The following is a 26,296-nucleotide window of genomic DNA, read 5'->3' on the forward strand; positions in this document are numbered from 1 at the left end:
CTTTATTTATGTAACGAGGGCAAAATGAAGAAAATTAAAATAGAATTCACCGTAAACGGACAAAAGGTTCAAGTTTTTACTTCAGCCAATCGGCGTTTGTTGGATGTTTTGCGCGATGAGCTTGGTCTTACGGGCACCAAAGAGGGGTGCTCGGTGGGAGAATGCGGCGCGTGTACCATCATCATGAATGGGCAGGCCGTTCATTCCTGCCTGATTTTAGCGCCGCAGGCCCGTGGCGCAGAAATTATCACCGTGGAAGGGCTGGCCGAAGGCCAAACGCTCCATCCTTTGCAAAAGAACTTTCTGGAATACGGGGCTGTCCAGTGCGGCTTTTGTATTCCCGGCATGCTCATGTCTTCTTACGCGCTTTTAAAGAAAAATCCTCAGCCCGATGAGGAGACCATTAAAGAAGCCATCGCCGGGAATCTTTGCCGCTGCACCGGTTACAAGCAGATCATTCAGGCCATTGAGGCTACCGCAGAAGAAATGCAAGAGGAAAAAGGTTAAAGTTGTAAAAGTTTAGAGTTGCGGTGGTTACGCTCCCCTTCGACTTAGCTCAGGGCAAGCATTTGACTGCGCTCCCTTCGGCTACGCTCCCTTCGACTGCGCTCAGGGAGCGGGAGTATGGTTGCTGAGCGAAGTTGAAAAGCAGTTGCTGAGAGTAGTCAAAAATCGGTTGCTGAGCGTAGTCGAAGCAACCGTTGATTTTGAAGAACCTTCCATCGATTTCGCTCCCCTTTTTCACCGCTCCCTTCGGCTACGCTCAGGGAGCGGGAGTGCGGTTGCTGAGCGTAGTTGAAAAGCAGTTGCTGAGTACAGTCTAAAATCGGTTGCTGAGCGTAGTCGAAGCAACCGTTGATTGTGAAAGACCTTCCATCGATTTCGCTCCCCTTTTTCACCGCTCCCTTCGGCTACGCTCAGGGAGCGGGAGTACGGTTGCTGAGCGTAGCCGAAAATCGGTTGCTGAGTGAAGTTGAAAATCGGTTGCTGAGCGTAGTCGAAGCAACCGTTGATTTGTGAAAGACCTTCCATCGATTTCGCTCCCCTTCTTCACCGCTCCCTTCGACTACGCTCAGGGAGCGGGACATTGGTTGAGCGAAGTCTAACCCTTCAGCAAATATGGGTGCTTTAAAGCCACTTCCCGCAGGACAGCCAGAAAGCGATCAAAATATTCATCTTTTTGCTTCCAGTCCGCTTTAAGCAACTCCCCTTTTTGATCCAGCACAATTTCACCGTTTTGCCCCTTCAGACGCGCGGCAAAGCTCAACGTTCCGTTGCGCTGGCGCAGCCAGAAACCCTCGTTTTTACTGTCTTCAAAATCTTCTTTGGTCCAGAATACGGTAATTTTGTCTTTGTAAGGCTTACCCTGGTAGGGACAAAAGGTCTCGCAATTGCCGCACTCATTACAAAAGCCATCAATGTGTAAAATCTGAGCGACATCCGTAAACGAGTCGTTTCCACCATCCGCTACAGGAAGCGCCATGTTGGCTCTGTTCGGACACACCTCCACGCATTTGTCGCATACAAAATTACAACTTAAACAGCGTGCGGCTTCCTGCGCTGGATCGGTTTGCAGGGCAACAACCATTCCTTTACGTTGTAAAAGATCGGCTTTCAGTTTCGATCGATCGATTAGCGTTTTAAGATCGGCGGCGGCAGTCGGTTTTTGTTGCTCTTTCAAGGCAATCAATTCGGCCGCTTTTTTGCCATCGGCAATGGATTCCACCACGGTGGAGGGACCGCGCAGAGCGTCTCCGCCTATAAAAACATTTTGTACGTTGGTTTCAACAATAACTTCTTCATTCTGCGTTTTTTTCAGAACAATGCCATTGTCTTTTAAAAACTGCTCATCCACCTGTTCGCCAATGGCTGTGATCACTGCATCAACGTTCAATTCTTCGAAGGCGTTTTCAATGGCTTTTACGCTTCGCCGTCCGTCTTCATCAATTTGGCCCAGAACCATCTTCTGGCAGGTTAGCCTCCCTTTTTCAAAACCAACCGGCAACAACAGCTCTTTAAAAATCACACCGTCTTTTAAGGCGGCTTCCAGTTCTTCTCGATCAGCCGGCATAAACTCTCTGGTTCGGCGGTAAACAATATAAACCTGCTCCACCCCGCTCAGGCGTTTAGCTGCGCGGGCGGCGTCCATGGCCGAATTTCCTCCGCCGATCACGGCCACTTTTTTACCTAATTGTAAGGTCTTTTTTTGTTTAAAATGGTGTAAAAATTCAAGCGCGTCGATGACAGGGCCGTTTTCCGGATGCAGGGACAATTTGCGCGATTTTCCGGCGCCAATGGCTAAAAATACGTATTTAAATCCCCGCTCTTTTAAGTTTATAACCGTAATATTCCGCGCTCCAAATTGAAAGTTTACGCCGTATTTTTCAACCAGTTCAACATCACGATCGATGGCATACTGCGGCAGACGAAAATCGGGAATGGTATTTTGCACCACACCGCCGGCCTTTTCTTCTTTTTCAAAAACAGTCACCTCGAATCCGCTGCGCGCCAGAAAATAGGCGGCCGAAAGACCGGCCGGTCCGGCGCCTACAATCGCCGCCTTAATACCATTGGTCTGCTTCGGCGCTAAAGTTTTCCCGTAATTTTTAATGAAGGTTTCCCATGAATTTTCGGCGGCCACTTTTTTCATCTCGCGGATGTACACCGGATCCTCGTAATCCCAGCGTGTGCAATGGTACATGCATTGATGATCGCAAATGTAACCGGTTATGTGCGGTAAAGGATTGGTCTCGATAATCACCTTAAAGGCATCCAGGTACCGTTCCTCTTCCACCAGGCGAATGTATTCGGCCACATCCTGATGAATGGGACAGGCCTCCCGGCAAGGCGACAGATAGCAGTCAAAAACAGGCAGCGCTTTTTTTATTTTAATACTGTCCACTTCCCTGCGTGCTTTGCGATAATAGTTGTCTTGCAGTGCGCTGGCAGCCAGAGCGTTCAATTTTTGGAGATTGATTTGACCGGCCTGCGTCCATTCCGGCCAGGAGTGCGCATCCACCTCTTCAGCCATCTGAAACAGGCGCGCGTAACCGCCGGGTTTTAACAAATCGGTTACCATGGTTACCGGAAAGATTCCCGTTTCCAGAATATCTCGTACATTGTAAATGGAAGCGCCGCCGGAAAACGAGATATTGATCTTGCCGTCCAAATCGGTTGCCAGACGGCCGGCCAGATTGATGGTTAAGGGGAAAAGAGCCCGTCCGGACATGTACATTTCGTCGCCAGGCAAACGTCCCAGTTTATTCTTTGTGCCCAGCGTATTGGAAAGCTTAATCCCAAAAACCCTGCCCTGTTCAGCGGCAATATGCTGCAGGCGTCGGATCATGGGAAGGGCGTCGGCGTATTGCAAGTCGTGTTCAAAAGCTGATCGATCCAGTTCGATGTAGCGGTAACCCAGGTTGTTCAATATTTTTTGCACGCCTTCAAAGCCCAACAAAGTCGGATTTAATTTGACGTAGGTGTGCAATTTTTTTTCGGATAACAAATAAGAACAAATTGCTTCGATTTCCTGCGGCGGGCAGCCGTGCATGGTCGAAACGGTTACCGAATTGGTAATTTGCGGTGAAATAGTTTCAAGCGTTTCTACAACGTGTTCTAAAACGACACGATCGCCTTGCGGAGACAGGGCGATTAGTTTTTCGGCAATCCCCTGTTTCTTTAACCAGATTAGCATCTGCTTTTTATAGTCGTTAAACGTTTCAGATTTAGAGGCATCGATTAAGTGATTAATGAAGCGATCCATCTTTGGACTTTGAATGCCCTTTAGATCGTACCCTACGCTCATGTTAAAAATAAAAGCCGGAGAAACAGCAGCCTGATCATTGAAAACAGCCTGGAGCAAATGCAGGGCAAACCATGCTTTCACATATTCATCGAACGATTGCTCCAGCTGCAATTCCTGCGACCATTCCACATTGTAGCCTTCGTCCTGCGCTTCGATGCAGGGACGCGGAATTTGCAATTGATCCAATTTTTGCACCGTTTTTAATTCAAAGAAGCGTCCCCCTGCCAGATAAGCGACCACGATATTTTGCGCCATCTGTGTGTGAGGACCGGCCGCGGGTCCCAGGGGTGTTTCGAGCGTATGTTCAAACAGTTTTATCCGCCTGTCGTTGTGTTTAAAAAAGAATTTTTCCGCCGGATAGGAAAAGATGGTGCGCTTTTTAGCAAATTCGTCGATCAACCAGTTCAAAAATTCTTCAAACGGAATGGGCCGCATCACATCAGACATCATATACTCCTGTAAATCCAACCAAAATTTCGCAATTTCGTAAAATTGCCTGAAGTTAAAGATAAAAATTTTTTTCATTTAGAACAAACAATAAAACAATAGTCGAGATCTGCAAAGTACGCCAGGCACTTGGTAGCATAACAAGGTGTAAGGCTACATGTTTAGTGGTTTAGGGGGGATTTTTGAACCTTGATTAACAGGATTGAAGGATTTACATGATTTTTTACGCCAATAAGATTTTATTCTACAATTTAAAAAGAAATTTGGGAGAGCAGAAAAGAAAATCCTTTTATTCCCGAAATTAAGCCAATCACGGTTCAAAGTGTTTGCACCGGCCTGTCATTTCACGTCTCCAGCCCCGGGGTGAGACAAGAAATCTTTTTCCTTCCTTACCGCTCCCTGGGCGTAGTAGATAGAAGGGCCTTTACAATCAACGGTTGCTTCGGCTACGCTCAGCAACCGCTTTTCAACTTCTCTAAACAACCATACTCCCGCTCCCTGAGCGAAGCCGAAGGGAGCGCAGTCGAAGGCTTGCCCTGAGCGTAGTCGAAGGGGGGCGCAGTCGATGGAAGGTTCTTCACAATCAACGGTTGCTTCGACTACGCTCAGCAACCACTCAACGAACGGCAGCGCCGCCCTGCTGCACACCCTCTCTCAAACTTTTAATTTGAGAGAGGGGTGGAGGGCAAATATTAACTAATCTTTTCTTTGTAAGTTTCGGCATCCATTAAATCGTTAACTTCGCCAGGATCAGACAATTTAATCTTAACCATCCAGCCTTCACCGTATGGGTCTTTGTTGATCGTTTCCGGCTCGGCGCCTAATTTTTCGTTAACTTCGATAATTTCGCCGGAGAGCGGCGCAAACAAATCGGCAACAGCTTTAACGGCTTCAATGGTGCCGAAGGTATCGCCTTTGGAAACGGTGGCGCCAACCTCGGGGAGTTCTACAAAAACAACATCGCCCAGTTCGCCCTGAGCATAATCGGTAATGCCAACAATAGCCACATCGCCCTCGATTTTGGCCCACTCATGGTCTTCGGTGTATTTCAGATTTTCCGGTACGTTCATTTGAACCTCCAATTTTAAATTTTAAAAACTACTTTTCCACTTCTTCCAAAAGATTGACGCGATCCAGGAATCCCGTGTCAAAATGGCCGGATAAAAATTCCGGACGATTGATTAATTTCAGGTGAAAGGGAATGGTCGTTTTCACGCCTTCAATGACAAATTCTTCCAGCGCGCGGTTCATGCGCTGAATGGCTTCCTTGCGGTCCCGTCCAAACGCAATGAGTTTGGCGATCAGCGAATCGTAATAAGGCGGAATGGAATATCCCTGATAAACATGGCTATCCACGCGGATACCCGGGCCGCCTGGCAGGTGAAAGAATTCAACTTTTCCCGGATTGGGCATAAAGTTCTTTTCCCAGTCTTCGGCATTAATGCGGCATTCGATGGCGTGTCCCGTAATTTTGACCTGCTCCTGAGTCAGGTCTAATTTCTCGCCGGCTGCCACCAGAATCTGTTCTTTCAACAGGTCTGCATTGGTTACCATTTCCGTTACGGGATGCTCCACCTGAATCCGCGTATTCATTTCCATAAAATAGAAATTTTTATCTTTATCTAATAGAAATTCGATGGTGCCTGCGCTGACATAGCCGACCCCCTGCGCACCTTGAACCGCTACCTGTCCCATTCTTTGTCGCAGTTCTTCATCCACAACGGGCGAAGGCGCCTCTTCAATTAGTTTTTGGTGCCGGCGCTGGATGCTGCATTCGCGTTCGCCCAGATGAATAACATTGCCATGAGAATCGGCCATCACCTGAATCTCAATATGGCGCGGTTCTTCAATAAATTTTTCGATGTACATGGATGGATCGCCGAACGCGCCGCGGGCTTCGGCCTGGGCCATCTGAAAGTTGCTTTCGAACTCATCTTCAGAACGGATAATGCGCATGCCCCGGCCGCCGCCGCCGGAAACCGCTTTTAAAATAATCGGATAACCGACTTCCCCGGCGATTTTGATTCCCTGTTCCAGAGATTCAACCACGCCTTCACTGCCCGGCACAACCGGCACACCGGATTTTTTCATCAATTCTTTAGCTTTCGATTTATTTCCCATATCGCGAATAACGCGCGCCGGCGGACCGATAAAAGTCAAGTTACTCGATTCGCACATCTCCGCAAAGTCGGCGTTCTCAGCCAGAAAACCATACCCCGGATGGATGGCATCTGCGCCGGTAATTTCAGCGGCCGCAATGATGCGCACGGGATTCAAATAACTTTCATTGCTCTGAGCAGAACCAATACACACCGCTTCATCGGCCAGACGAACGTGTAAAGAATCGCCGTCGGCTTCCGAATGCACGGCAACGGTTTGAATGCCCATCTCTCTGCAGGCGCGAATGATGCGCAGGGCAATTTCACCTCGATTTGCGATTAAAATCTTTTTAAACAAACCTCCTCCTATCTCTTAATCACCTTTTCGATATCTTGCAATGTATTTTGTAGTTGAATGATTTTTTCTGCTTTCTCCTCTATTTGCTTCCGTAATCTTCTATTTTCTTTCTCCAGCTCGTTTATGCGTTTTTCTAATCGAAAACTTAAATATAGAACTTTTAGCCAATTATTACAAGCTAAAGCATATCGACTTTCGGGATATTTTATTAAAAATTTCTCAAACGCCTTTCGCGCTTCTTCGTAATCATAAAATGGGTTGTTCTTTAACGCGATGACATGCAAATACGCCAATCGAAAGGCGATGTCGTCGGCATACGGTGAAAGCGGATATCGTTTTTCGAAAAGCCGCGCGTATTTTTCGGCCCTGACAAAATCCCCTGCGCGCAGCAGGCTGTCAATGGTTAGCACAACTTGTTTTTCCGGGAGCGCCTTTTTTTCTTTGGTTGACTCCAATCCCTGCTGAAAGGCGCATTGACTGAAGAGCCAAAATAGCGTTATCCCGAACAACAGTTTAATTTTTCCGCTGATCGACCACATAATTACTTCCTGACTTTGACTTGGCCAGTTTTTTTATCTCCGATGCCACGCGCGAAATCTCCGCCACACTGCTTAAAGAGCGATGTTCATTGGTTACAACAGCCAGCGAAATGGACATTAGTGGAAAGGTTTCCCTTTCTCCCCTGCGATTTTTGGCCGTAATATAGCCCTGTTTTAAGTCGTCTTCGCTGTAGAATTGCTTGACTCCCTGAGGAAAGGTCTGCACAATCGCCCCACACAAAAGATCGACTTTATCGGGCGTGGTTAAAAAGACAAAATCGTCGCCGCCCACATGCCCTAAAAAATCTTCCTGGTTTCCTTTTTCTTTTAAGATGTTACGAAGCAGGTCGGCTGTAAATTGAATGACTCGATCTCCCTCCACAAATCCGTAAGCATCGTTAAAAGCCTTAAAGTGATCAAGATCGCAATAAACCACGGCAAACTTCAGGCCGGCGTCGATGCGCCGCTGCAGTTCTTTCTGAATGGCGTTATTGCCCGGCAGGTGGGTTAATGGATTGGTATCCAGTGTTTTATGGTAACGTTTTAAAACGGCCTCAATGCGTTTGGAAATTTCCAGCGGCTCCATTTCTTTGGTTACATAATCGTCTACGCCCTGTTCAAAGCTCTGCAATTTATCGCCCAGATCATCGGACGAAGTGAGCATGATGATCGGAATATTTTGATACGCGGGCAATTCCCTTAACTGCTTGCTTACTTCGATACCAGACATGCCGGGCATTTTTAGATCGAGTAAAATCAGATCGGGGATTTGTTTTTCCAGAAAGCGAAATGTCTCCTGGCCGCTGCGCGCCGTGGAAACCTGATGCCCAAATCCCTCCACAATCATCCGCCACAAAAAGAGATCGTTTTCGTCGTTATCTACAATCAAAATATGGAATCGGTCAACCATTTAACCATCCTCCTTCTTCGGCGATTCTACGATTTTTAGGCAAAATTACCGTGAAAACACTTCCCCGCCCCAAAACGCTTTTAACCTTGATCTGGCCTCCGTGGGCGCGGACTATTTGCGATGCAATGTACAAACCAAGACCGGTTCCCTTAACGCTAATTTTTTCGGAATTGGAAGCGCGGTACATCTTTTCAAAGATGTAAGGAATTTCCTTTTCCGGAATACCAATTCCCTGATCTTTAACCGAAAGACGAATCAGCGCAAACCGTTCACTGAGCTTCACTTCAATGGCTTTGCCTCGATCGGAAAATTTTACAGCATTACTTAAAAGATTTTGAACCACTTCTTTAAATTTTTCCACATCCAGCTCCGCCTCAATAGTTTTTGAGGAAAAGTTGATGTTTACCTTTAAATCCTTTTCCTTAATCACGGGTGAAAGATTGATCAACAGTTCCGTAACCACTTTAACCACATTAATGCGCTGATATTTTAGCTGAATATTCCCCAGATCGTACGAGGCGCTTTGCAAAATAGTGGTAATTAAACTTTGCAGGGTCTGGTAATTGCCTTTAATAATTTCCAGAAAACGCTTTTGCGTGGGGTTCATTTGATCTTTTAAAGAATTTTCCAGCAGCAGCGTAGCCTGTTTAATCGAGCCGAGAGGACTTTTCATTTCATGCGTAAATTGCGACAGAATGGCCGACTTAAACCGATCGGCCTCTTTTAAGTGTAAACTAAGCTCTTCAAAGGCAGAACTCAACTCGCCGATTTCATCATTCGGTTTATTGGGAATGGACAGGGAAAAGTCCTGAATGGCCATCCGCTGAATGCCGTCCTTCAGGGCTTCAATGGGCCGGGTGATCTTTCTGGCAATGAAAAAAGCCGTTAGTAACGAAACGAATAACAGGCCCAGTTCAATGAACAGAATGGAAGATTGAATGTTTTCCACAATTCTGGCCATGGTTAACGTACGCTGGATACTCTGGTTGCCAATTTGCCTATTCAATTGGATCAAATCCTGCCGCAGAGCTTTTAAGGCGCTTAAAACATAGGTTTCGCGCAAATACCGGGCGTTTTTAAAATCTCTCTTACGGATGAATTCAACGGATTTTTTAATATTACGATCTAATTCCAGCCATTTGTTATCTGTCTGACGTATTAACCGGTAGGAAACTGAATCGGTTTGTAAAAGGTTAACGTGTAAAACAGCTTTCAGAATTTTTTTAGGCCAGCGGTTAAAATCTTTTGCGGATGAGGATTGTTTTAAGTTGGATTTTACTTTTTCCCACGAGGCAGAAAACTTTTGCCTGGCTCTTTCCAGATTAATGATTTTTTGCGAGGTATTGGAAGGTATAAAAATTAAAATGTAATTGGCGTTTAAAGTTTCCAGCTCCTGCAATTGTTGCGAGAGATAAATGATGCTTTTAATATCATGCCGGGCGTGATCTTTAATGGATGCGGATATCTGCTTGATTTCGAAAAGCAGGCCCAGCAGGGCCACAGAGAATAAGAGGATAAGAAACAGATAGCTGAACAGTATTTTGTATTTTAATTTCAACGAGTGTTTCTTTTTATGGTTAAGTTGATTTATGGAGAAAAGTTTAAAAATATTTATAAAGCAAAGAGTTTATGGAACGTTTAAACCACCTATTTTTTTGCTAAAATCCGTGTTGTTTCCAAAAACTCCGCTAAAAATAAGGCAGACGGAACAACCATTCCGCCTGCTCAAAACAACTCACTTACCATTACGCCTTTTCGATCAGAAACAGCACCTGATTAAACTCAACCGGCTGCGCGTTTTCCACCAGAATTTCAACGATTTTACCGTTGACTTCCGATTCGATTTCATTCATCAATTTCATGGCTTCTATGATGCACAGGGTCTGCCCTACGGCCACGGTCTGCCCCACTTCCACGTAAGGATCGGCATCCGGCGATGGCGCGCGATAAAAGGTGCCAACCATGGGCGAGCGCACCTCAACGATATTTTTTCCTCTTTCCGGTTCGGCCTGGGCTTCGGCAGACGGAGCTGCCGCCGGGGCGGCGGGTTGTTCCTGAACCGCTGGCAGAGCTTGCTGAGCGGGCATCATGGGCATCGACTGATGAGTTGCCATGGTTGGGATGACAACCGTTTCGCCATTTTTAGAAGGGAAACGTTTGGTGATGCGTAATTTTTTCCCCTCTTCTTCTATTTCAATTTCACTAATATCCGAAGTTTCAACGATTTTAATTAATTGTTTTAACTCTTTTAAATCCATCTTGCCTCCTTAAATTATTTTTCATCAGGCCTTTTAAATTCAATTAAAATTTTAATATATAGTTTAAAAACCAAGTGCGCAATTAAATTTAGCGCACAGTCTTTTTCATTTTTTAATATTGTCTGTTTTGTTCGGCAATACGCTTGAATTCGTAGAGCAGCAGATCAAAATTTTCTTCTTTTAACAGTTGCGTATTTACACGCGCGTGTTTTAGTTCCAGCAGGTCTATTTTACAGTGTAAATTAAATTCCTTAAAATAGGGCGCCTGAATTAACGATTTACCGGAAGGGTGGATAATTTCCGATCCGCCCCAGAAAGGCACGCCGTCTTCCACGCCCACCCGATTGGCGAAAACGATAAACGAGGTGGTAAACACCGCCATGGAGCGATTTAGCGTTTCCCATACGCGCACATTTTGCGGTTTGTCGTCTTCGCTGACGCCGCGCGCCACGCCTGCCGCCGAAACAATGATGATGGATGCGCCGTCGTGGGCTAAAATCAGGCCGGAGGTGGGATGCCACATATCTTCGCAAATCAGCAAACCTAATTTGCCGATGGGCGTGTCAAAGGCACGAATTCTGGTTCCCGAACTAAAATAGCGCTTTTCTTCGAACAGACTGTAAGTGGGTAAATAGACTTTGCGATGCCTGGCGATCACTTCACCCTGGTAAAAGATGACTTGCGTGTTGAAGAATTCGTATTTATCGCTGAGTTCAACCAGGCCCACATCAATGGCAATGTGCTGACTTAAGTCGCGTAAATGATTCAATTTGGCGTCATCAATGTGTAAGGCGACTTCCACCACCGCATCGCGTAAAAAATAGCCGGTTAATGAAAGTTCCGGAAAGACGATTAATTTACTTTTATGCTCAATCGCTTCTTCAATTGCCTGATAATGTTTTTCAAGATTTTTTTCCAGCTCACCCAGCACGCAGTTTTGCTGAGCAATGGTCAATTTGAGCGTTTCGGCCATTGGTTACTCCGGACTTCTAGTTTCTTAAACCTCGGGAAGGCGCAGGATACTGCCCGCCTCGATTTACAAAAATTTTATTGCTCAGATTAGAAACCGGCATAATGGGCGCTTTGCCTAACAGGCCTCCGTAATCCACCACATCGCCGGCCTGCTTACCGGGAACGGGAATAATGCGCACGGCGGTCGTTTTATTGTTCATGATGCCAATGGCGCATTCGTCCAGTATGATTCCGGAGATGGTTTCTGCGCTGGTTTCGCCGGGGACGGCGATCATGTCCAGCCCAACGCTGCACACGCTGGTCATGGCTTCCAATTTTTCGATGGTAATGTGCCCTTTTTCGGCGGCGGCGATCATGCCCGCGTCTTCGCTCACCGGGATAAAGGCGCCGCTCATGCCGCCCACGTGCGATGAGGCCATCATACCGCCCCTTTTAACCGAATCGGTTAACAAAGCCAGAGCGGCAGTGGTGCCGGGCGCGCCCACATCTTCAAAACCCATGGCCTTTAAAATGTCGGCCACCGAATCGCCTTCCATGGGAGTAGGCGCCAGCGAAATATCCACGATCCCAAAGCGCACATTTTGCAGTTCGGCCACGCGCTTGCCGATAAATTCACCGGCGCGCGTTATTTTAAAGGCCATGCGCCGAATGCGATCGCTCAACTGCGCCATATCCAGCTCATCTGGCGCTTCCTTAACGGCGCGCAAAATAACGCCGGGGCCGCTAATGCCCACGTTTACCACCACTTCCGGTTCTGAAACGCCATGAAACGCTCCGGCAATAAAGGGATTGTCTTCCGGCACATTGGCAAAAACAACCAGTTTAGCGCAACCAATGGCGTCCTGATCAGCCGTTAATAAAGCGGTTTCTTTGACTACCTGGCCCATCATCTTTACGGCCCGCATGTTAATACCCGCTCTGGTGGTGGCCACATTTACCGATGAACAAACGTGTCTGGTTTTGGCCAGCGCTTCGGGAATGGATTGAATGAAGGCCAGTTCGCCGTGGGAACAACCTTTTTGCACCAGGGCAGAATAGCCGCCTAAAAAGTCGATGCCCAGTTCATCGGCGGCTTTGTCCAGTACTTCGGCTACTTCTACCATGTCCTCTTTGCGAAAACCGTCGGTGATGATGGAAATGGGCGTTACCGAAATTCTTTTATTAGCAATGGAAATGCCAAAATCCGCTTCAATCTTTTGAGCGGCTTTTACATGTTCACCGGCCACGCGCATCAATTTATCATAAATATTTTTTTTCAATCGATTAAGATCGTCGGCGACGCAGTCCCGTAAATTAATACCCAGCGTTACGGTGCGGATGTCGAAATGTTCGACCTCCGTCATGCGTATGGTTTCTAATATCTCTTCTATGGCAATTGGCATGGTTAAATCCTGTGCATGGCGTTAAAAATTTCTTCGTGTTGAACAATAACTTTCAGATCTAAAGCCTCACCCGCTTCAAGCAAATCATGTTTAATGGCGTCGAATGCGGCGCTGGCGCTGGAAATATCCACCAGCAACATGATGGTAAAAAATTCTTGCATCAATTTTTGTGTCAGGTCCAGAATATCGCAATTATTTTTAGCAAGCACCTCTGTCATTTTGGCCAGAATGCCGACTCTGTTTTTACCAAAGGCGGTAATAATAATGCGTTCGCCGGTCGTTTTTCTGCGCGCAGATTTTACCGACCTCCACTCCTCCACCGGCGCTTCGCTTTTACTTTTTTGCAAACGGTCGATGGTAGCCGTAACCACCTTTTCAACGGCCTGTGGAGTGGCCGTTTGCCCCAACTGCTTTATGGCTTCTTCGGCAATTTTTTTAATGTCTTTCTCATTTAATTCCATATTCGTTTCCCTGTCTTGTTTATTGTTCATAGAAGGATGGATCCACATCCATCCGATCGACGATCCCCACCACGGCCGCTTCAATGCTCAAATCGGAAGGATTTTCGGGGCAGATTGCCCTGCGCGCTGCGTGCCCGTAAGCGCAGATAACGGTTTCTCCCACGCCGGCGCCCAGCACATCGGCCACGATAACTACATCTGTAAGCGGTTCACTCTTTAAATTAATGGGGTTCACAATTAAAAAACGTAAATTTTTCAGATTATCCGTTTTCTTTGTTGACCACACCGAACCAACAACTTTACCTAAAAACAATGTTTACCTTCCCCGAAATTCTTTTTCTTTAATAGATAGCAATCTAACACTTTTGTAAAATATTTTCAACATTACCGATGATTTTTATGTACCTTCCTGCGCTTTAAGCTTGTTAAGCCTTAAGAGACTTTACAAATTCCGACGGTTGGGTGCGCGCCACATAGGTCTCCCAGTAGTATCTAAAAAGATAAGCTCCCATATAACTGCCAATGGTCATGAAAATCACATCCGTAATATCGCCCGTGCGCGTGGGCAGGAACAACTGACTGATCTCAATAATGGAGGAGATGGCCAGGCCAGCAAAAATTGCTCTTAAAAACATTTGATGTTCTGCGCCATGTGATCTGGCATGATAGGCAATGGCAAAACCCAGAGGCATCAGCCAGAAAAACGATTCCAGCAAATCGTAGATATTCCAGAGCGAAGTCACTTTGTAATAAGCGTAGAACGGCACCAGATAACGAACCTTTAAATTCAAGGCCAGGACGTCTGGCTGTGAACTAAAATTAAAGGGGCTAAATCCTTTGTAAAAAACGTAAATCAAATAAATTAAAAAGGGCGCAATAAAGTGATGGAATTGGAGCTCTTTACCGTTGGTGAACCAGCGTTCTTTTTTAACCAGTAAAAAAAGCAACGCGCCGCTCCAGGCCCCCAGATAACCGCTAATGATATCGTTGACATCGCTAAAGCGCGACTTGATGAAAAACTGAGTTACTTCCAGAGCCGGGAAATAGACGATTAATAATCCCAGAATTAATAAGCGGCCATATCGCGTGCCACGCCAGTACTGATAGTAGGAATATAACACAAGGTATCCAAAGACGGCATAAAACAATATATTGCCCACAAAATCAATTATAGAAAAGCCAAAACGTTCCAGATGTTTAACATGTGCGCCCAGCATAAGTCCCAATGGCTTAAAACCGAAAGGTTCAATATTGGTGTAGGCAATGGCTTTTTTAAGGTCCGAAACGGTAATGGTCACATTAAACGGCAACATGGAGGCAAAAAACTGAATCAGAATAATTAGAATCAGAATAAGCGTAATGGGCTCATTTTCCAGAATATGATGCAATATTTTTTTAAGACGCTCTTCCAATTCTTTGAAATAAATTCTGGCCAGAACAACGCCAATAAAGGTTCCCAGCGTGTTGGTGATCAGATCGGTTACAGAAGGCGTGCGGTAGCGAAAGCCGATTTGCAGAACTTCGATGCACAGACTGAGCAAAAAGCCCAACAGCACCACGCGCCCCAAACGCACCTTTCGATTCAAATGAATGAAATACAGCGCAATAAAAAAACCAAAGGGCATAAACAAAATGACATTGCCCACCAGGTCGGTAAGCGGATTCAATTTACCTCTGGCAATGAAGGGAATGAGCTCAACGCGGTGTAGATTGCGGATGATCTTCCACGGCTCTAAATAGGGTTTAAAAGGGATTAAAGTATTGTAAACGATGAAAAGAATGGTTACAATGCTCAGAATTTTCAAATTGTGCAGGGTTCTGTTTTCTTCCATGATAGAATTCACCTTTATTCCAACTTTTTTCCTGAAAGCAATTGGACAATTTTAACTCAAAGGATCGGAATTATTTGTGTTCAAGGTCAAATTATTTTTGCAGATCTGTGAACATTTTTTTCAGTTTCCGTTTTTCCTGGGCAATGCGAAAAAAGGAATGCACCGGCTCCACTCCGGCGCCGATTAACAGTCCGCTAATAATCAGCCCCCAGGTTGTATTCTGCGGTAAAATATGAAGCGGCGCAAGAACATTCAATTGTAAAGCAAAAGCCAGTAGAACGCCCATTCCAAAACCTAAAAATTGCATAAGGGCAGAAATGGTGTACTTACGAACATTGGCGCTCAGCCTGTTTTCGTCGTAGGCAATGCCCAGTCCATCCAGCTTTTGTGAAACAGCCCGGATTATCCTATTAAAGAGGCCGGTCAAAAGGCCAAATTTGTCGTTCAAAAAAGCAGCAAGAATTTTTAAATATTCCAGTAAACGATTTAAAATGGTGGCAAACAGCAACAACAAAAAATAGATTCTGATCAATTCAAGCGTGTAAATTCCTGTTTGCCCATCACCAGTTTGGGCAAACGAAACGCTTGCCATTCCAAATAACATGGTTAAAACATAAACGAGTCGTTTGCTAAACATAAATGTACCGTTGTTTTTTAAATTGTTCCAGGTCTTTCAAGATCGTATCGTCCTGTTTCCAGCTTTTTAGTAATTGGGTCGATCTGGCCACCAGGCGTTCCATGGGGAAATTTTCACCCGGGCAAATAATTTTTCCGCGGCGGACATCGCTGTGTCGCACCACATTTTTTTCTTCGATATCGTACAAATAGCGCCACAGGGCAAGCAAACGTGCGCCTGCTTCAATCTGCTGTTCAGAAGGCTTATTTTTTCCGGAGCTCCTGTTGCGAAAATTACCGACAAAACACAAGCCCAGTGAATTGGCATTGCTTACGCGCGGGCCTTTGGCCACATGCCAGCCAATGGAATCCCACCGGCAATAGTTGTGAATGACGCCATCATAGGTGATGACCGAATGAAACGAAGGATCGAGCCGATAAGCGCCCCGTGCATTTTTGCGCTCCTGCTTTTCTTTGTTTACCACATCTTCAAAACTGGCTTTGGTGGAAGTGCCGGAATGGTGAATGACGATATAAGTAGGATTGGCCTTACGCAGTCCATGCCCCGGCCTGTCCGGGTAAAGTCCGCCCTGATAGGTAATGCCAATTTTTTGGCCCGGTCGTTGAAGATTAACGCTGCTCAGGCGACCGATTTCCTGCATTTTTTTGAGGTTGGTCGCCGCAAGCTGTTCTTTATGCCCTTTTAAAAAATTAATCAATTGATGAATCGGTTCGCTGCCTCCGGAAATAAATATTCCTGAAAGCAGAATATCAAACCATCTTGAATGTACGGAATCGACCAGTTTTAACTCCTTTAATATCCCGAGACCGGAAAAATAACAGATGGCCGTACCAATGATAATTCCGGCCGTCTGAACCAGCAGGACTTTCTTTAAAGTGCGCTGGCTTTGTTCATCATAAGAAAAAGGAATATCCGCCAGACGCATTAGCAGGTTTTTTTTACCGCTGGCAACGCCTATCAGCGTCAGGAACTTATCAAAAAATTCAATGACCCGTTCCAGTAATAACGATGCGGTTAAAAATTTAAGCAGGACGGAGATGTATAGATCTATTTCATTCATCGGATACGTATTACCTCAAGCGTGAATTCAGTCCATCAATTACTATGGCAAATATAATAAATCCTTTTGAATAAACAAACTGCTCTTTAAAAATCGAGATATTTCACCAGGTCATCCCGGCTGGTAAGATGCACCAACCAGCCCTTGTAAACCATTTCGGAAATGGCGTTTTTCATTTCCTCGATATCGATCCGGTAGCGGTGACAGAAATGCCAGATATCCGTTGATGCCACGCTGATTTCCAGCAGGAAACGTTCTTCTAAAGTTAACTGCTCGTCAATTTCAACTTTCAGCATTAACTCGTTTTGCAAATACTCCATCCCTTTGGGCTTAATATGTCGTACCGAAAACCAGTAATTGGGTTGATCCACCAGGTCGCAAATGGGGAAAGAGGGCGTTTCGCGAATGAACTCTCTTAAAAAATCCACGCTGACCAGATACCCTTCTTCTTCGCCCTCTGCCCATAGATCGTCCCACACCGCGCGGTCGTTTTCTTTCAGCCATTCAAAAAAAGCGATCTCGCTCTCCGGCAGTTTGACCAGCGTGTTGCCACGAAAATGATCGATGATGCGTTCAATTTCATCCGCCCGAAGATTCTGCAATTCGCCTTCGCTAAACTGGATGAACTGCCTTTTGGCCTTTTGAATCTCTTTTTTCTTTATGATTGATTTTAAATCCATTTTAACCATCTTATTGTTTTACGTACAACGGCTAAATTTAATAAAGCCTGCGGTGTGATCAAAATTTAATACTTTGCGTAAGAAAGCGGGAATCGGTCGGAGAAAACAAAAGACGTAACCATCCATAAAAAAGAGTACAATCAGCAATGTGGATTCGCTGCCTACCTTTTTTGTTAACATTGTTTCAGAAGGTTCTTTCGAATCATTCTGAGGATTCCGACGCAGCAAGAGACCGAAATCTTTATCTCTTCAAAGATCTCCGATGGTTATACACATGACTACTTTACGGCCTCCACAAAAAGGCTTTGTTCTGGCCGATTGTCCAGACGATCAATATCCGGAACACGTCCCTGTTTGAACGAACAGCGGTAAACCTTCTTAAAACCAGCTTCTCTTAGATACTTTTCCAATTTAAAAATATGTTCGATTAAATGGGAGGCGTAAATAAAATGCACGGACTCGTTTTCAAACGGCAATCCATATTCCAGATTGTGATGAATAAAAGTAAAATTTTTAAGTGTGTCGCAATACTGCTCTTCCGAAAACCATTTTTTTTGCTGAAAAAGGATGTAAGCCATTTGATGATCGGTCGCGGCTTACCGGCGACAATGGTTTTCAGGCTGGAATCAATATTTATCCAATCCGGCAAAACATTTAATCCGCTGCCAAGGTTGACTTTCACTACCTCTTGGTTAACGCGGATTTTACGCTGGCGTTTTAAATAGCAAAGCAAGTTGTTGACGGCGTCTTCGAGGTGAATCATAGTTAAGACCTCTATTTTGAATTACATTGGAAGTAATTTAAAAATAAATATTAAAACTAACAAAATCACAGTTAAAGGATGGCTTCCTGGCCGCGCCTCACTTTGCTCTTACCACATTAAATCAACTTTAATTTGTCTAACAAAAAACATTAGAATTTTTTTAAATTTTGGATTTGACTCTTTAAAATAAATTCAATAAATTATGAATCTTCAATCGGGGCGTAGCGCAGTCTGGCAGCGCGTGCGGTTCGGGACCGTAAGGTCGGAGGTTCAAATCCTCTCGCCCCGACTTTTTATTTACTCTTCTTGCATTACTTTTCATCAATTTTAACTAATTCAACAATTAAATGTTATGTATGCTTTACAAGGGATAACGCTTTTTAAGGTTAAGCGATTAAGGATTTATTCCGCGCTACTTCCCTTTTAAATAATGATGTTTACGGAGCTTTTTAAGTAGTTTTAGCCTTTTAAAATGGATTTACGGATAGAAATGAAAGCCCACCCAAAAAACTTTCTCCACTCCGTTAAACCCTTTTGAGAAATTCCAGCTTACAGCATAATTTTCCGTAAGATTTTTTTTGAGCCCAACGACCAGATTGGCTACGGCTTCTTTTTTTGGGGATGCTAAAAATTTACTGGAATACGTTCCGTAGCCATAAACCATATTAAAGATTAAACTGGACACACGCTGTTCAACGGACGCTTCGAGCCAGTAGTCGGATCGGTTCAAATTGTTTTTTGTGCTGGCCTGAGGCGGAACGTAAAACAGCGCCAGTTTAAGAATTTTGCAGGAAATATCCATGAAAATTTCAATTTCAAAATCAGCGGCGTCGTTAAACGATTCAAATAGGTCGTACGAATAGAAGGTGACGCCCGTATTGATCTCTATCTTTTTTACAGGAATATTTAAAGCCACAAAGGGATCCGTCTCAATTTCTTTGTTTTCGTCAAAATTTACGCTGGAGACCCACAAACCGGCGCGAACATACTTATGAATCAGTGTTGCCGTTCCCTGCAGGGCCGGTCCGTTGAATTGTTTGACACCGCGCCAAACATAAGTGGTAACGCCGCTAAAATCGAAAGAGGAGACGACCTGCGTACACAGCGAACTTTGTAATATTATCAAAAGAATGAAAGTTTGTATTATAAAATACTTCATTTTTTTCCTTTATATTTACTCAGCCATCTTTACCGTTTAACGCGTTGTGAATATTTGAAAACCGCTATAGGCTTCCATGCCGTGTTCGCCGATATCCAGGCCGCGCAATTCCTCTTCGGCTGTTACGCGCAAACCGATCGTCTTTTTAATAATTAAGAATAGAATAATTCCGAGACCAAAGGCCCAGATAAAGGCCACGCTTGCTCCTAAAATCTGCACGTTTAAAAGTTTCCAGCCCCCACCGTAAAAAAGTCCGCCATCGACTGCAAAAAAACCGACAAAAATGGTGCCAAGCGCGCCACATACGCCGTGGACGCTAATTGCGCCGACCGGGTCATCTATCTTTAACACCCTATCGAAAAACAAAACGCTTAATACCACAACCACGCCGGCGATCGCCCCTATGATCATAGAACCTAACGGAGTAACCGTTGCACAACCGGCTGTAATAGCCACCAGTCCTGCCAACGCGCCATTTAATGTCATCGATCCATCTGGTTTTTTTTCTTTCATCCACGCTGTAACCATGGCGCTCAGGGCGCCGGCAGCAGCAGCTAAATTGGTTGTCACTGCAATGCGTCCGATATTTCCATCGCCAAAAGTGGTGCTCCCCGCATTAAAACCAAACCACCCAAACCACAAAATGAAGACGCCGAGAGCAGCCAGGGCAATGTTATGTCCTGGAATGGCTTGCGCTTTGCCATCAGGCGCATACTTACCAATACGCGGTCCGACCATAATAGCGCCCGCTAATGCCAGCCAGCCCCCGATTGAGTGTACAACCGTAGAACCGGCGAAATCAATGAAACCTAATTTTTCCAGCCAACCTGCGCCGTCTAACAACGAACCCCACACCCATGAGCCGAAAACGGGATAGATGAATGCACTGATAAATAGACTATATGAGAGATAACCGATAAACCTGGTTCGTTCAGCCATTGCTCCGGAAACGATGGTAGCTGCCGTGCCGGCAAAGACAATCTGAAACATAAAAAAAGTCCAGATCCAATCCCCGTTTAACTGCCTCAAATCTAAAAGGGCAAAGTGCGAGGTGCCTACCAATCCGTTACTTTTACCAAACATCAGGCCAAATCCGATAAGAAAAAATGCAAGTGAACTTATTGAAAAATCCATTAAGTTTTTCATCATGATATTCACCGTATTTTTAGCCTGGGTAAAACCGCTTTCTACCATTGCAAATCCAGCCTGCATAAAAAAAACAAGAAAAGCGGCCATACTTGTCCATACGATGTTCAGGTTATTTTGTAAATGCTCCGATACCTGTTCAATAGTTTCTTTTTCATTAGGCTCAACGGCATAACTTTTTTTTGCGCTACCCACCGATATTAATAGTATTATAAGTATTAAAACAAACGTACGCATTTTATCTCTCCTGTTTTTGCATTTTTTTATTCTTTTAGCCAATTGCCTTTAGTCCCCGCTCACCCGTACGGATGCGAATACACTCTTCCAATCGTATTACAAAAATTTTCCCATCGCCTATGCGACCGGTTCGCGCACCTTCAATGATTCCTTCAATGGTAGGTTCAACAAAGTCTTCGTTTACGGCAACCTCCAGCCGCACCTTTTTTAACAGGTTTACTTCAATCTGCGCTCCTCGATAAGTTTCGGAATAACCTTTCTGTTCACCACAACCAAGGGCGTTGGTGACAGACATCTTAAAAATCTCTCGCCGATAAAGGGCTTGCTTTACTGCATTTAAACGCTCAGGTTGAATATAGGCAATCACTAATTTCAAAATGAATCCTCCTCTGTTTTGAATGCTATTGTAAAATGTGTCGCCTCTTTTAAGTCAATTCACGTGCCAAAAAAAAGATTTTAATTTAACATTTTGAATTTAAATGAGTTGGGGAAGATGAAATACAGTTCTAAGAAGTTTACATTTTTGTATGTTATTAAAATTGTTGCTACATCTATGTTGGAAATCAGTTTAAAATATATGAAAAAATATTGCAGATAGACAGCGTCAGAGGTGGAAAATAACGTAAATCCATGATCCAAACATCACGATAAAAAGACCATTATTCTTTTAGCCAATATCACTGTGCCCATTATTTTTTAAAGATGGCCGGCTATATTCGAAATAATTACAATTTTGTTTGCTTTATTTTTTTGACGAACAAATTTGTATTTTTAAAAATTGGGAGGTAGCCAAACCGAATTTTTGCGAAATCTTCGTGAAAAAGTTTTTGATTTAAAAATACCTTACGCATACGCAGACTGAGAAAAGAGTGTTGAATAAAAAAAGAGAAGGCGAGCTTTTTTAGAGCGCACCTTCTCACCGTGAAGATAGTTATCCGGGGCCTATGTATTGAACAATTCTGGAGGCACTAACGGTACTTATTTTATCATTGCAAACAATCTTATAGCGAATATTTTACAAGTATAAATCCGCCGATTAAAAGTAACACAAAAGCCAGGCTCAACCAGCCCAGATGCTTTTCAATAAATTTGCGGATGGGTTCGCCAAAATGCCACAACAACCATGAAACCAGAAAGAAACGCGCCGCGCGACTAATTCCGGAGGCGATCAGGAAAATGGGAAAGTTGATTTTAAAGGCGCCGGCAGAAACGGTAATCACCTTGTACGGAATGGGCGTAAATCCGGCCGTAAATACCACCCAAAAATTCCATTTTTCATAGAGCTCACGTACGTTTAAAAACTGATGTTCATTAAAGCCGGGCACGTTATTAAAAAAGAAGAGGGCCAGTCTGGAATAGGCATCACTGCCATCCCACCACAGCCAGTGCCCGATGCCGTAACCAATAATGCCGCCAATGACGGAAGCGACAGAAGCAATAATGGCAAACCTCAACGCTTTTTGACGGGCGCCCAGAACTAGGGCGATTAAAAAAGCATCCGGAGGGATGGGGAAAAAAGATGATTCGGCCAGCGCCCAAAAAAAGAGCACAACGCCGGCGTAAGGCGTTGCTGCCCACTGCATGAGCCAGTCGTACATTTTTCTTATTATTCCGATAGAATTCGTTTTTACCATCCATGCGCTCCTTTTAAAGGTACAAAACATAATTTTCCAAGTTCGATTTTCTCGATTTGCTTACCTCGCTTTTTAAACAACGTAAGCGTCTGATCTTCCCCCTTACCGATCGGAACAATTAATCTTCCATTCTCATTCAATTGGTCAAACAAGTGCTCAGGGCTGGCGGGCGATGCGGCTGTAACGATAATTGCGTCAAATGGGGCGCGTTCCGGCCATCCTTTTGAACCGTCACCGATTTTCAGCGCAAAGCGGTAGGTGTAGTTCATTTCTTTTAAGCGTTGCTCTGCCTGCAAAGCGAGAGCTCTTATGGTTTCAATGGTGTAAACCTGGCAGCCCAGCTCACAAAGAATGGCCGCCTGATAGCCGGAGCCCGTGCCAATTTCCAGCACCTTTTCTCCCGGCTTCAATTCAAGGGCCTGGGTCATACGGGCAACGGTTGAAGGATGCGAAATGGTCTGTCCGAACCCTATGGGCAGGGCCCGATCTTCGTATGCCTGCAATTCCATGCCTCTGGCTACAAACAAATGCCTTGGCACTTTTTGAATGGCTTGCAGAACACGCTGGTTCGAAATGCCCTCGCGCCGCAAATAGGCTATTAATTCCTTTATTTTTTTGTCGTAAATCATCGGCTGAGTATTTCCTTTATTATAATCTGGATAAAACGCACCGTGTCGCTGAAATGTTTGATATTTGACTTCTGTCCGTTGTAAATGGTTGGAATGGGGATAAAGCCGATTTTATACCCCTGTTTGGCGGATTTAATAATCAATTCGGTCTCAACCTGAAAACCTTTTTCTTTTAATTGGATGTTCTCGATCAACCGCCGCCTGAGCAAACGAAAGCCGCACTGACTGTCCACAATGCGTTCGCCGGTGATCCACGAAACGATTAAAGAAGACACGGTGTTGGAAAAAATACGCAACAGGGGCATCTTCCCCACGCGCCCTACTCTATTGCCAATCAGTAAGTCGAAAGGCTGCGTTTGTGCTTTCTTTAAAAAATCGGGGATGCTCTGTACCGGATGTTGACCATCGGCATCCATCAACAGAAGAAATGGCGTATCGTTATTATTCAAGAAAAGTTCAAGCCCTTTGCGAATGGCCATACCCTTGCCACGGTTGCGTTCATAGCGGTAAATGTGGACGTTCAAATTGGGAAACTCAGGAAATGAATAGCTCTTTTTCGATCCGTCGTCTATGATGTAAATTTTTTGCGGTTTGTGGATCAGCAAATCGATTTGTTTAAGCAGAACGGGCAGTTCATTATGAGCGTTGTAAGCGGGTATGACAATATCATACGGGATCGGCATTCATATCCTAACTAACTTCATTTCTTTCGTAAGTAAATTACTTCAGAATTCATAAAAGAGCAAAAAGAAAGGGGATTGTTTCCAATCCCCTTTTCGGTCGGAGCGACTGGATTTGAACCAGCGACCCCTTGAACCCCATTCAAGTGCGCTACCAGGCTGCGCCACGCTCCGATCATTTTATAATTTAATGTCTATCATTTTCTCATGCAAATTTTTTAAATACCCATGTTGCTTAAAACAACCATGATCTCATTGAGCGATTGACTGAACTTCGGATGTTCAATTTCAAAGCGCGTAATAAATTCCGGCAGTACGTTTAATGCCTTTTTTAATTTGGCCGGATCCTCGCTCTCCAAATCGTCGAGCAAAGCATGGACTTTTTCTTTATCGTCAATTTTCTCAGGAATCGATTGGCGCACTTCGCTCGTTAATTTTTTCAGTCGTTGCTTTGACATTGAACAGACCTCCCGTCTAAATTCTCAGATTTCACTATCATTATACTCAAAATTTTAAATCAGGTTTCTGCCGTTTCGAACAATTAAATCGAGTCTGATCATTGAATTAAACCAGTTTTCAAGGCGTCATGGAAAATTCGGTCAATAATATGGCAATCTTATCCTGAATGAGATTGATTTTGGGCGTTGGAACCGAATAATTGTTAAACATCAGTACAAATAGTAAAGGATTTTTTCCCTCCGGGTTCACATAGCCGGACAGAGCTCTCACGTGTCCCACATAGCCGGTTTTAGCATGGACCTTCCCCTGAGCACGCGTACCGATCATTCTGTCACTTATGGTGCCGTCAATTCCGGCCGCGGGCAGGGAATTCAAATAATATTGGAAATCGGGATGGTAATACATGTAACGTAATAAAGTGGCAGTAGCAATGGGCGCCACAAAATTTTTACGGGACAAACCGGAACCATCCACATTGATAAAATGCTCGTCGGCAACGCCAATAGAGTTTAAAAATTCGCGTACTACAGCGGCCCCGGCTTCGAACGAGCCTTCTCCTTTAAAAACAGCGCCCATCGTTTTTAAGAGTTGTTCGGTATAAAAATTGTGGCTGCGCTTATTGATAACCTTTATTATCTCCGAAAGGGGCGGAGAGTGAAAAGAAAACAGCATCTTTAATGAATCTTCAGGGAACGTCTCTTCCTCATTCAACAGCCGTACCCCGGAGGAGAGTTCGATGCCCTGTTGTTCGAACGTTTGCGCCAGAATATCCAGAAAAAATTGATCCACATTTTCGACCGTAATTGACTCCCGAACTGTGTCCGCATTAACGCTCATGGCGCCTTCGATAACAATGGTGTTTTTACCCTGAAGACGAGAAATTTTAAGTTCAGCTTGGCCAGGCCGGTCAACCGTTATGGCCTTGTTGATGATCTTTACTTTTGAGTATTCTGGAAAAAGACGAACCTGCACCGTTTTACCTGCCAGAGAATCCGGAAAGATTGCCAGGTCCACACAATTGTCATTATAGGCAAGGGCAGAAATTTTAGCGGCGTACCAGAAGGATTCATCATCCCAGTTCCAGCCTTCGGCTAATTTCGGCGCTTTGAATAAGCGCGCATCTCCAATAATCTGTCCTTTTATTTCCCGGATACCTCTGGATTTTAAAGAATCGGCCCATTGTTTAAAAACAGCCAGTCGATCTCCGCCATAAAAACGACCCGAAATTGAAGGATCACCAGAACCTTTAATCAATAAGTTTCCGTACAAGATACTATCTTTGATGCTACCGGTGTAAGTGATTTGCGTCGTAAATTTAAAAGCGGGACCTAATTTTATCAGAGCCGCCGCCGTCGTAAACAGCTTCATATTCGAGGCCGGTATCATCAGTTTAAATGGATTTCTGGCATATAATACCCTGCCATCTTTTAAGGCTTCGATATATATGCCAATGTGGGCGTTATGTAGCGAAGGGTCGCTTATTAAAAAATTGATTTGTTCATTTAGTTTATTAACTTTTTGATCATATTTTGTAAGCCAGAGCGAAGAGGTGCAGCTGGACAAATAGAAATTACTAATTAAAAAAAGAAAAACGATTAAAATCTTTTGCATCTTAAAGCCCTTATTCCCAAAAGAATACAAAAAAAGGCGAAAACCGAAGCTTCCGCCTTCTTATTTTAATTCTTCAACAATAAATTACAATGCTTCTTTCAAACCTTTGCCTGCGCGGAAAACAGGAACTTTGCGAGCAGGAATCTGTATTTCGGCACCAGTCTGAGGATTGCGTCCTTTACGAGCGGCTCTTTCAGAAACGGTAAACGTCCCAAAGCCAACCAGAGAAACGCTTTCGCCTTTGGCCAGGCTTTCTTTAACGGCGCTAATAAAGGCCTTTAATGCGTCTTCTGCTGCTCGTTTGGAGATATTCGCATCTTCTGCAATTTTGTTTACCAGTTCTTGTTTAGTCATTTTCATAGTCCTCCTACATTAATTAAAAACTTTAAAACTAAAATAACTGTTAACTGAAATCTAATTTCAGCAGATTTATCAATAAAATCAAGTCTTTTCTTAATTTTTTTTTAATATTTTTAGTGCGATTTAGTTGCGTAAAGGCAGGCTGTTGAATAAAATTGTCAAATCCTTAATATTTTAT

Annotated in this window: 27 protein-coding genes and 2 tRNA genes; 3 read left to right on the top strand and 26 right to left on the bottom strand. The window is 44.3% G+C overall.

The features are described from left to right. Nucleotides 1-24: 24 nt before the first annotated feature. Together Cabys_RS09910 and Cabys_RS20055 are read left to right on the top strand one after the other, a co-directional pair. Entirely contained in the window at nucleotides 25-507 is a 483-nt protein-coding gene (locus Cabys_RS09910; protein WP_006930201.1) for a (2Fe-2S)-binding protein, read from the top strand. Nucleotides 508-861: 354 nt separating this feature from the next. Continuing rightward, nucleotides 862-1,020, top strand: coding sequence for a hypothetical protein (locus Cabys_RS20055; RefSeq protein ID WP_169833706.1), 159 nt, complete (start codon nucleotides 862-864; stop codon nucleotides 1,018-1,020). An 82-nt stretch (nucleotides 1,021-1,102) separates the two neighbouring features. Here the strand turns inward: Cabys_RS20055 and ygfK are convergent, their stop codons facing one another. The 16 genes from ygfK to Cabys_RS10005 all read right to left on the bottom strand — a co-directional run bounded on the left by ygfK (nucleotide 1,103) and on the right by Cabys_RS10005 (nucleotide 18,018). Continuing rightward, complete coding sequence (ygfK, locus tag Cabys_RS09925; RefSeq protein WP_218921382.1) at nucleotides 1,103-4,255, bottom strand: putative selenate reductase subunit YgfK; 3,153 nt, start codon at nucleotides 4,253-4,255, stop codon at nucleotides 1,103-1,105. Nucleotides 4,256-4,944: 689 nt separating this feature from the next. Next, complete coding sequence (gcvH, locus tag Cabys_RS09935; RefSeq protein ID WP_006930207.1) at nucleotides 4,945-5,322, bottom strand: glycine cleavage system protein GcvH; 378 nt, start codon at nucleotides 5,320-5,322, stop codon at nucleotides 4,945-4,947. A gap of 28 nt (nucleotides 5,323-5,350) precedes the next feature. Beyond that, nucleotides 5,351-6,709, bottom strand: coding sequence for an acetyl-CoA carboxylase biotin carboxylase subunit (gene accC, locus Cabys_RS09940; RefSeq protein ID WP_006930208.1), 1,359 nt, complete (start codon nucleotides 6,707-6,709; stop codon nucleotides 5,351-5,353). Between the two features lie 8 nt (nucleotides 6,710-6,717). Beyond that, a complete protein-coding gene (locus Cabys_RS09945) occupies nucleotides 6,718-7,248 on the bottom strand; it encodes a tetratricopeptide repeat protein (RefSeq protein ID WP_006930209.1) in 531 nt (176 codons plus the stop codon). Then, nucleotides 7,223-8,158, bottom strand: a complete 936-nt coding sequence (locus Cabys_RS09950) for a GGDEF domain-containing response regulator (RefSeq protein ID WP_006930210.1) — start codon at nucleotides 8,156-8,158, stop codon at nucleotides 7,223-7,225. The genes Cabys_RS09945 and Cabys_RS09950 overlap by 26 nt, the downstream gene beginning before the upstream one ends. Further along, on the bottom strand, nucleotides 8,151-9,716 hold the full coding sequence (locus Cabys_RS09955) for a HAMP domain-containing sensor histidine kinase (RefSeq protein ID WP_006930211.1): 1,566 nt from the start codon (nucleotides 9,714-9,716) through the stop codon (nucleotides 8,151-8,153). The genes Cabys_RS09950 and Cabys_RS09955 overlap by 8 nt, the downstream gene beginning before the upstream one ends. A 187-nt stretch (nucleotides 9,717-9,903) precedes the next feature. Next, nucleotides 9,904-10,416: an acetyl-CoA carboxylase biotin carboxyl carrier protein gene (gene accB, locus Cabys_RS09960; protein WP_006930212.1), complete on the bottom strand. Its 513-nt coding sequence runs from the start codon at nucleotides 10,414-10,416 to the stop codon at nucleotides 9,904-9,906. Between the two features lie 112 nt (nucleotides 10,417-10,528). After that, on the bottom strand, nucleotides 10,529-11,389 hold the full coding sequence (locus Cabys_RS09965; RefSeq protein ID WP_006930213.1) for a nitrilase-related carbon-nitrogen hydrolase: 861 nt from the start codon (nucleotides 11,387-11,389) through the stop codon (nucleotides 10,529-10,531). A gap of 16 nt (nucleotides 11,390-11,405) precedes the next feature. Then, nucleotides 11,406-12,770: a PFL family protein gene (locus Cabys_RS09970; RefSeq protein ID WP_006930214.1), complete on the bottom strand. Its 1,365-nt coding sequence runs from the start codon at nucleotides 12,768-12,770 to the stop codon at nucleotides 11,406-11,408. Nucleotides 12,771-12,772: 2 nt separating this feature from the next. Further along, the gene (locus Cabys_RS09975) at nucleotides 12,773-13,261 is read right to left on the bottom strand and encodes an ACT domain-containing protein (RefSeq protein WP_218921383.1); all 489 of its coding nucleotides are present in this window, start codon (nucleotides 13,259-13,261) and stop codon (nucleotides 12,773-12,775) included. Then, nucleotides 13,251-13,544 (bottom strand): EutN/CcmL family microcompartment protein, encoded by a 294-nt coding sequence (locus Cabys_RS09980; RefSeq protein ID WP_006930217.1) that lies wholly within the window; start codon nucleotides 13,542-13,544, stop codon nucleotides 13,251-13,253. Before Cabys_RS09980 ends, Cabys_RS09975 begins: the two co-directional genes overlap by 11 nt. Before the next feature lie 112 nt (nucleotides 13,545-13,656). Continuing rightward, the gene (locus Cabys_RS09985) at nucleotides 13,657-15,063 is read right to left on the bottom strand and encodes a VanZ family protein (RefSeq protein ID WP_006930218.1); all 1,407 of its coding nucleotides are present in this window, start codon (nucleotides 15,061-15,063) and stop codon (nucleotides 13,657-13,659) included. A gap of 91 nt (nucleotides 15,064-15,154) precedes the next feature. Then, nucleotides 15,155-15,700, bottom strand: coding sequence for a hypothetical protein (locus Cabys_RS09990; RefSeq protein WP_006930219.1), 546 nt, complete (start codon nucleotides 15,698-15,700; stop codon nucleotides 15,155-15,157). Then, complete coding sequence (locus Cabys_RS09995; RefSeq protein ID WP_006930221.1) at nucleotides 15,693-16,760, bottom strand: N-acetylmuramoyl-L-alanine amidase; 1,068 nt, start codon at nucleotides 16,758-16,760, stop codon at nucleotides 15,693-15,695. The genes Cabys_RS09990 and Cabys_RS09995 overlap by 8 nt, the downstream gene beginning before the upstream one ends. 86 nt (nucleotides 16,761-16,846) lie before the next feature. After that, on the bottom strand, nucleotides 16,847-17,440 hold the full coding sequence (locus Cabys_RS10000) for a hypothetical protein (RefSeq protein WP_006930225.1): 594 nt from the start codon (nucleotides 17,438-17,440) through the stop codon (nucleotides 16,847-16,849). Nucleotides 17,441-17,718: 278 nt separating this feature from the next. Beyond that, entirely contained in the window at nucleotides 17,719-18,018 is a 300-nt protein-coding gene (locus tag Cabys_RS10005) for a class I SAM-dependent methyltransferase (protein WP_044281317.1), read from the bottom strand. 400 nt (nucleotides 18,019-18,418) lie between these two features. Here Cabys_RS10005 and Cabys_RS10010 point away from each other — a divergent pair. Further along, nucleotides 18,419-18,492 (top strand) — tRNA-Pro (locus Cabys_RS10010). A gap of 189 nt (nucleotides 18,493-18,681) precedes the next feature. Here Cabys_RS10010 and Cabys_RS10015 read toward each other — a convergent pair. The 10 genes from Cabys_RS10015 to Cabys_RS10060 all read right to left on the bottom strand — a co-directional run bounded on the left by Cabys_RS10015 (nucleotide 18,682) and on the right by Cabys_RS10060 (nucleotide 26,112). Further along, nucleotides 18,682-19,362: a TorF family putative porin gene (locus Cabys_RS10015; RefSeq protein ID WP_006930228.1), complete on the bottom strand. Its 681-nt coding sequence runs from the start codon at nucleotides 19,360-19,362 to the stop codon at nucleotides 18,682-18,684. A gap of 36 nt (nucleotides 19,363-19,398) precedes the next feature. Continuing rightward, on the bottom strand, nucleotides 19,399-20,745 hold the full coding sequence (locus tag Cabys_RS10020) for an ammonium transporter (RefSeq protein ID WP_006930229.1): 1,347 nt from the start codon (nucleotides 20,743-20,745) through the stop codon (nucleotides 19,399-19,401). 34 nt (nucleotides 20,746-20,779) lie between these two features. Then, entirely contained in the window at nucleotides 20,780-21,121 is a 342-nt protein-coding gene (locus Cabys_RS10025) for a P-II family nitrogen regulator (RefSeq protein WP_006930231.1), read from the bottom strand. A gap of 625 nt (nucleotides 21,122-21,746) precedes the next feature. Then, the gene (locus Cabys_RS10030) at nucleotides 21,747-22,379 is read right to left on the bottom strand and encodes a YqaA family protein (protein WP_006930233.1); all 633 of its coding nucleotides are present in this window, start codon (nucleotides 22,377-22,379) and stop codon (nucleotides 21,747-21,749) included. Next, nucleotides 22,373-23,008 carry a protein-L-isoaspartate(D-aspartate) O-methyltransferase gene (locus tag Cabys_RS10035; protein ID WP_006930234.1) on the bottom strand — a complete coding sequence of 212 codons (636 nt, stop codon included), beginning with the start codon at nucleotides 23,006-23,008 and terminating at the stop codon, nucleotides 22,373-22,375. The genes Cabys_RS10030 and Cabys_RS10035 overlap by 7 nt, the downstream gene beginning before the upstream one ends. Further along, nucleotides 23,005-23,691 carry a glycosyltransferase family 2 protein gene (locus Cabys_RS10040; protein ID WP_006930235.1) on the bottom strand — a complete coding sequence of 229 codons (687 nt, stop codon included), beginning with the start codon at nucleotides 23,689-23,691 and terminating at the stop codon, nucleotides 23,005-23,007. The genes Cabys_RS10035 and Cabys_RS10040 overlap by 4 nt, the downstream gene beginning before the upstream one ends. A gap of 97 nt (nucleotides 23,692-23,788) precedes the next feature. After that, nucleotides 23,789-23,862, bottom strand: a tRNA-Pro gene (locus Cabys_RS10045). A gap of 44 nt (nucleotides 23,863-23,906) precedes the next feature. Then, entirely contained in the window at nucleotides 23,907-24,146 is a 240-nt protein-coding gene (locus Cabys_RS10050) for a DUF4404 family protein (RefSeq protein WP_006930238.1), read from the bottom strand. 118 nt (nucleotides 24,147-24,264) lie between these two features. After that, a complete protein-coding gene (dacB, locus tag Cabys_RS10055) occupies nucleotides 24,265-25,758 on the bottom strand; it encodes a D-alanyl-D-alanine carboxypeptidase/D-alanyl-D-alanine endopeptidase (protein WP_006930239.1) in 1,494 nt (497 codons plus the stop codon). An 84-nt stretch (nucleotides 25,759-25,842) separates the two neighbouring features. Then, nucleotides 25,843-26,112, bottom strand: a complete 270-nt coding sequence (locus Cabys_RS10060) for an HU family DNA-binding protein (RefSeq protein WP_006930242.1) — start codon at nucleotides 26,110-26,112, stop codon at nucleotides 25,843-25,845. Between the last annotated feature and the right edge of the window lie 184 nt (nucleotides 26,113-26,296).

The sequence above is a fragment of the Caldithrix abyssi DSM 13497 genome, from assembly GCF_001886815.1.
Taxonomy (GTDB): domain Bacteria; phylum Calditrichota; class Calditrichia; order Calditrichales; family Calditrichaceae; genus Caldithrix; species Caldithrix abyssi.

Bases quoted from the DNA above. Each gene is read 5' to 3' on its own strand.
- Cabys_RS09950 (WP_006930210.1), bottom strand. From the start codon at position 8,158: ATGGTTGACCGATTCCATATTTTGATTGTAGATAACGACGAAAACGAT.
- Cabys_RS10020 (WP_006930229.1), bottom strand. From the start codon at position 20,745: ATGCGTACGTTTGTTTTAATACTTATAATACTATTAATATCGGTGGGT.
- Cabys_RS10035 (WP_006930234.1), bottom strand. From the start codon at position 23,008: ATGATTTACGACAAAAAAATAAAGGAATTAATAGCCTATTTGCGGCGC.
- Cabys_RS10030 (WP_006930233.1), bottom strand. From the start codon at position 22,379: ATGGTAAAAACGAATTCTATCGGAATAATAAGAAAAATGTACGACTGG.
- dacB (WP_006930239.1), bottom strand. From the start codon at position 25,758: ATGCAAAAGATTTTAATCGTTTTTCTTTTTTTAATTAGTAATTTCTAT.
- Cabys_RS09990 (WP_006930219.1), bottom strand. From the start codon at position 15,700: ATGTTTAGCAAACGACTCGTTTATGTTTTAACCATGTTATTTGGAATG.
- Cabys_RS09910 (WP_006930201.1), top strand. From the start codon at position 25: ATGAAGAAAATTAAAATAGAATTCACCGTAAACGGACAAAAGGTTCAA.
- ygfK (WP_218921382.1), bottom strand. From the start codon at position 4,255: ATGATGTCTGATGTGATGCGGCCCATTCCGTTTGAAGAATTTTTGAAC.
- Cabys_RS10005 (WP_044281317.1), bottom strand. From the start codon at position 18,018: ATGGCTTACATCCTTTTTCAGCAAAAAAAATGGTTTTCGGAAGAGCAG.
- Cabys_RS09965 (WP_006930213.1), bottom strand. From the start codon at position 11,389: ATGGCCGAAACGCTCAAATTGACCATTGCTCAGCAAAACTGCGTGCTG.
- Cabys_RS09995 (WP_006930221.1), bottom strand. From the start codon at position 16,760: ATGAATGAAATAGATCTATACATCTCCGTCCTGCTTAAATTTTTAACC.
- Cabys_RS10060 (WP_006930242.1), bottom strand. From the start codon at position 26,112: ATGACTAAACAAGAACTGGTAAACAAAATTGCAGAAGATGCGAATATC.
- Cabys_RS10015 (WP_006930228.1), bottom strand. From the start codon at position 19,362: ATGAAGTATTTTATAATACAAACTTTCATTCTTTTGATAATATTACAA.
- Cabys_RS09945 (WP_006930209.1), bottom strand. From the start codon at position 7,248: ATGTGGTCGATCAGCGGAAAAATTAAACTGTTGTTCGGGATAACGCTA.
- Cabys_RS10000 (WP_006930225.1), bottom strand. From the start codon at position 17,440: ATGGATTTAAAATCAATCATAAAGAAAAAAGAGATTCAAAAGGCCAAA.
- Cabys_RS10050 (WP_006930238.1), bottom strand. From the start codon at position 24,146: ATGTCAAAGCAACGACTGAAAAAATTAACGAGCGAAGTGCGCCAATCG.
- Cabys_RS10040 (WP_006930235.1), bottom strand. From the start codon at position 23,691: ATGCCGATCCCGTATGATATTGTCATACCCGCTTACAACGCTCATAAT.
- accB (WP_006930212.1), bottom strand. From the start codon at position 10,416: ATGGATTTAAAAGAGTTAAAACAATTAATTAAAATCGTTGAAACTTCG.
- Cabys_RS09985 (WP_006930218.1), bottom strand. From the start codon at position 15,063: ATGGAAGAAAACAGAACCCTGCACAATTTGAAAATTCTGAGCATTGTA.
- gcvH (WP_006930207.1), bottom strand. From the start codon at position 5,322: ATGAACGTACCGGAAAATCTGAAATACACCGAAGACCATGAGTGGGCC.
- Cabys_RS09975 (WP_218921383.1), bottom strand. From the start codon at position 13,261: ATGAACAATAAACAAGACAGGGAAACGAATATGGAATTAAATGAGAAA.
- Cabys_RS09970 (WP_006930214.1), bottom strand. From the start codon at position 12,770: ATGCCAATTGCCATAGAAGAGATATTAGAAACCATACGCATGACGGAG.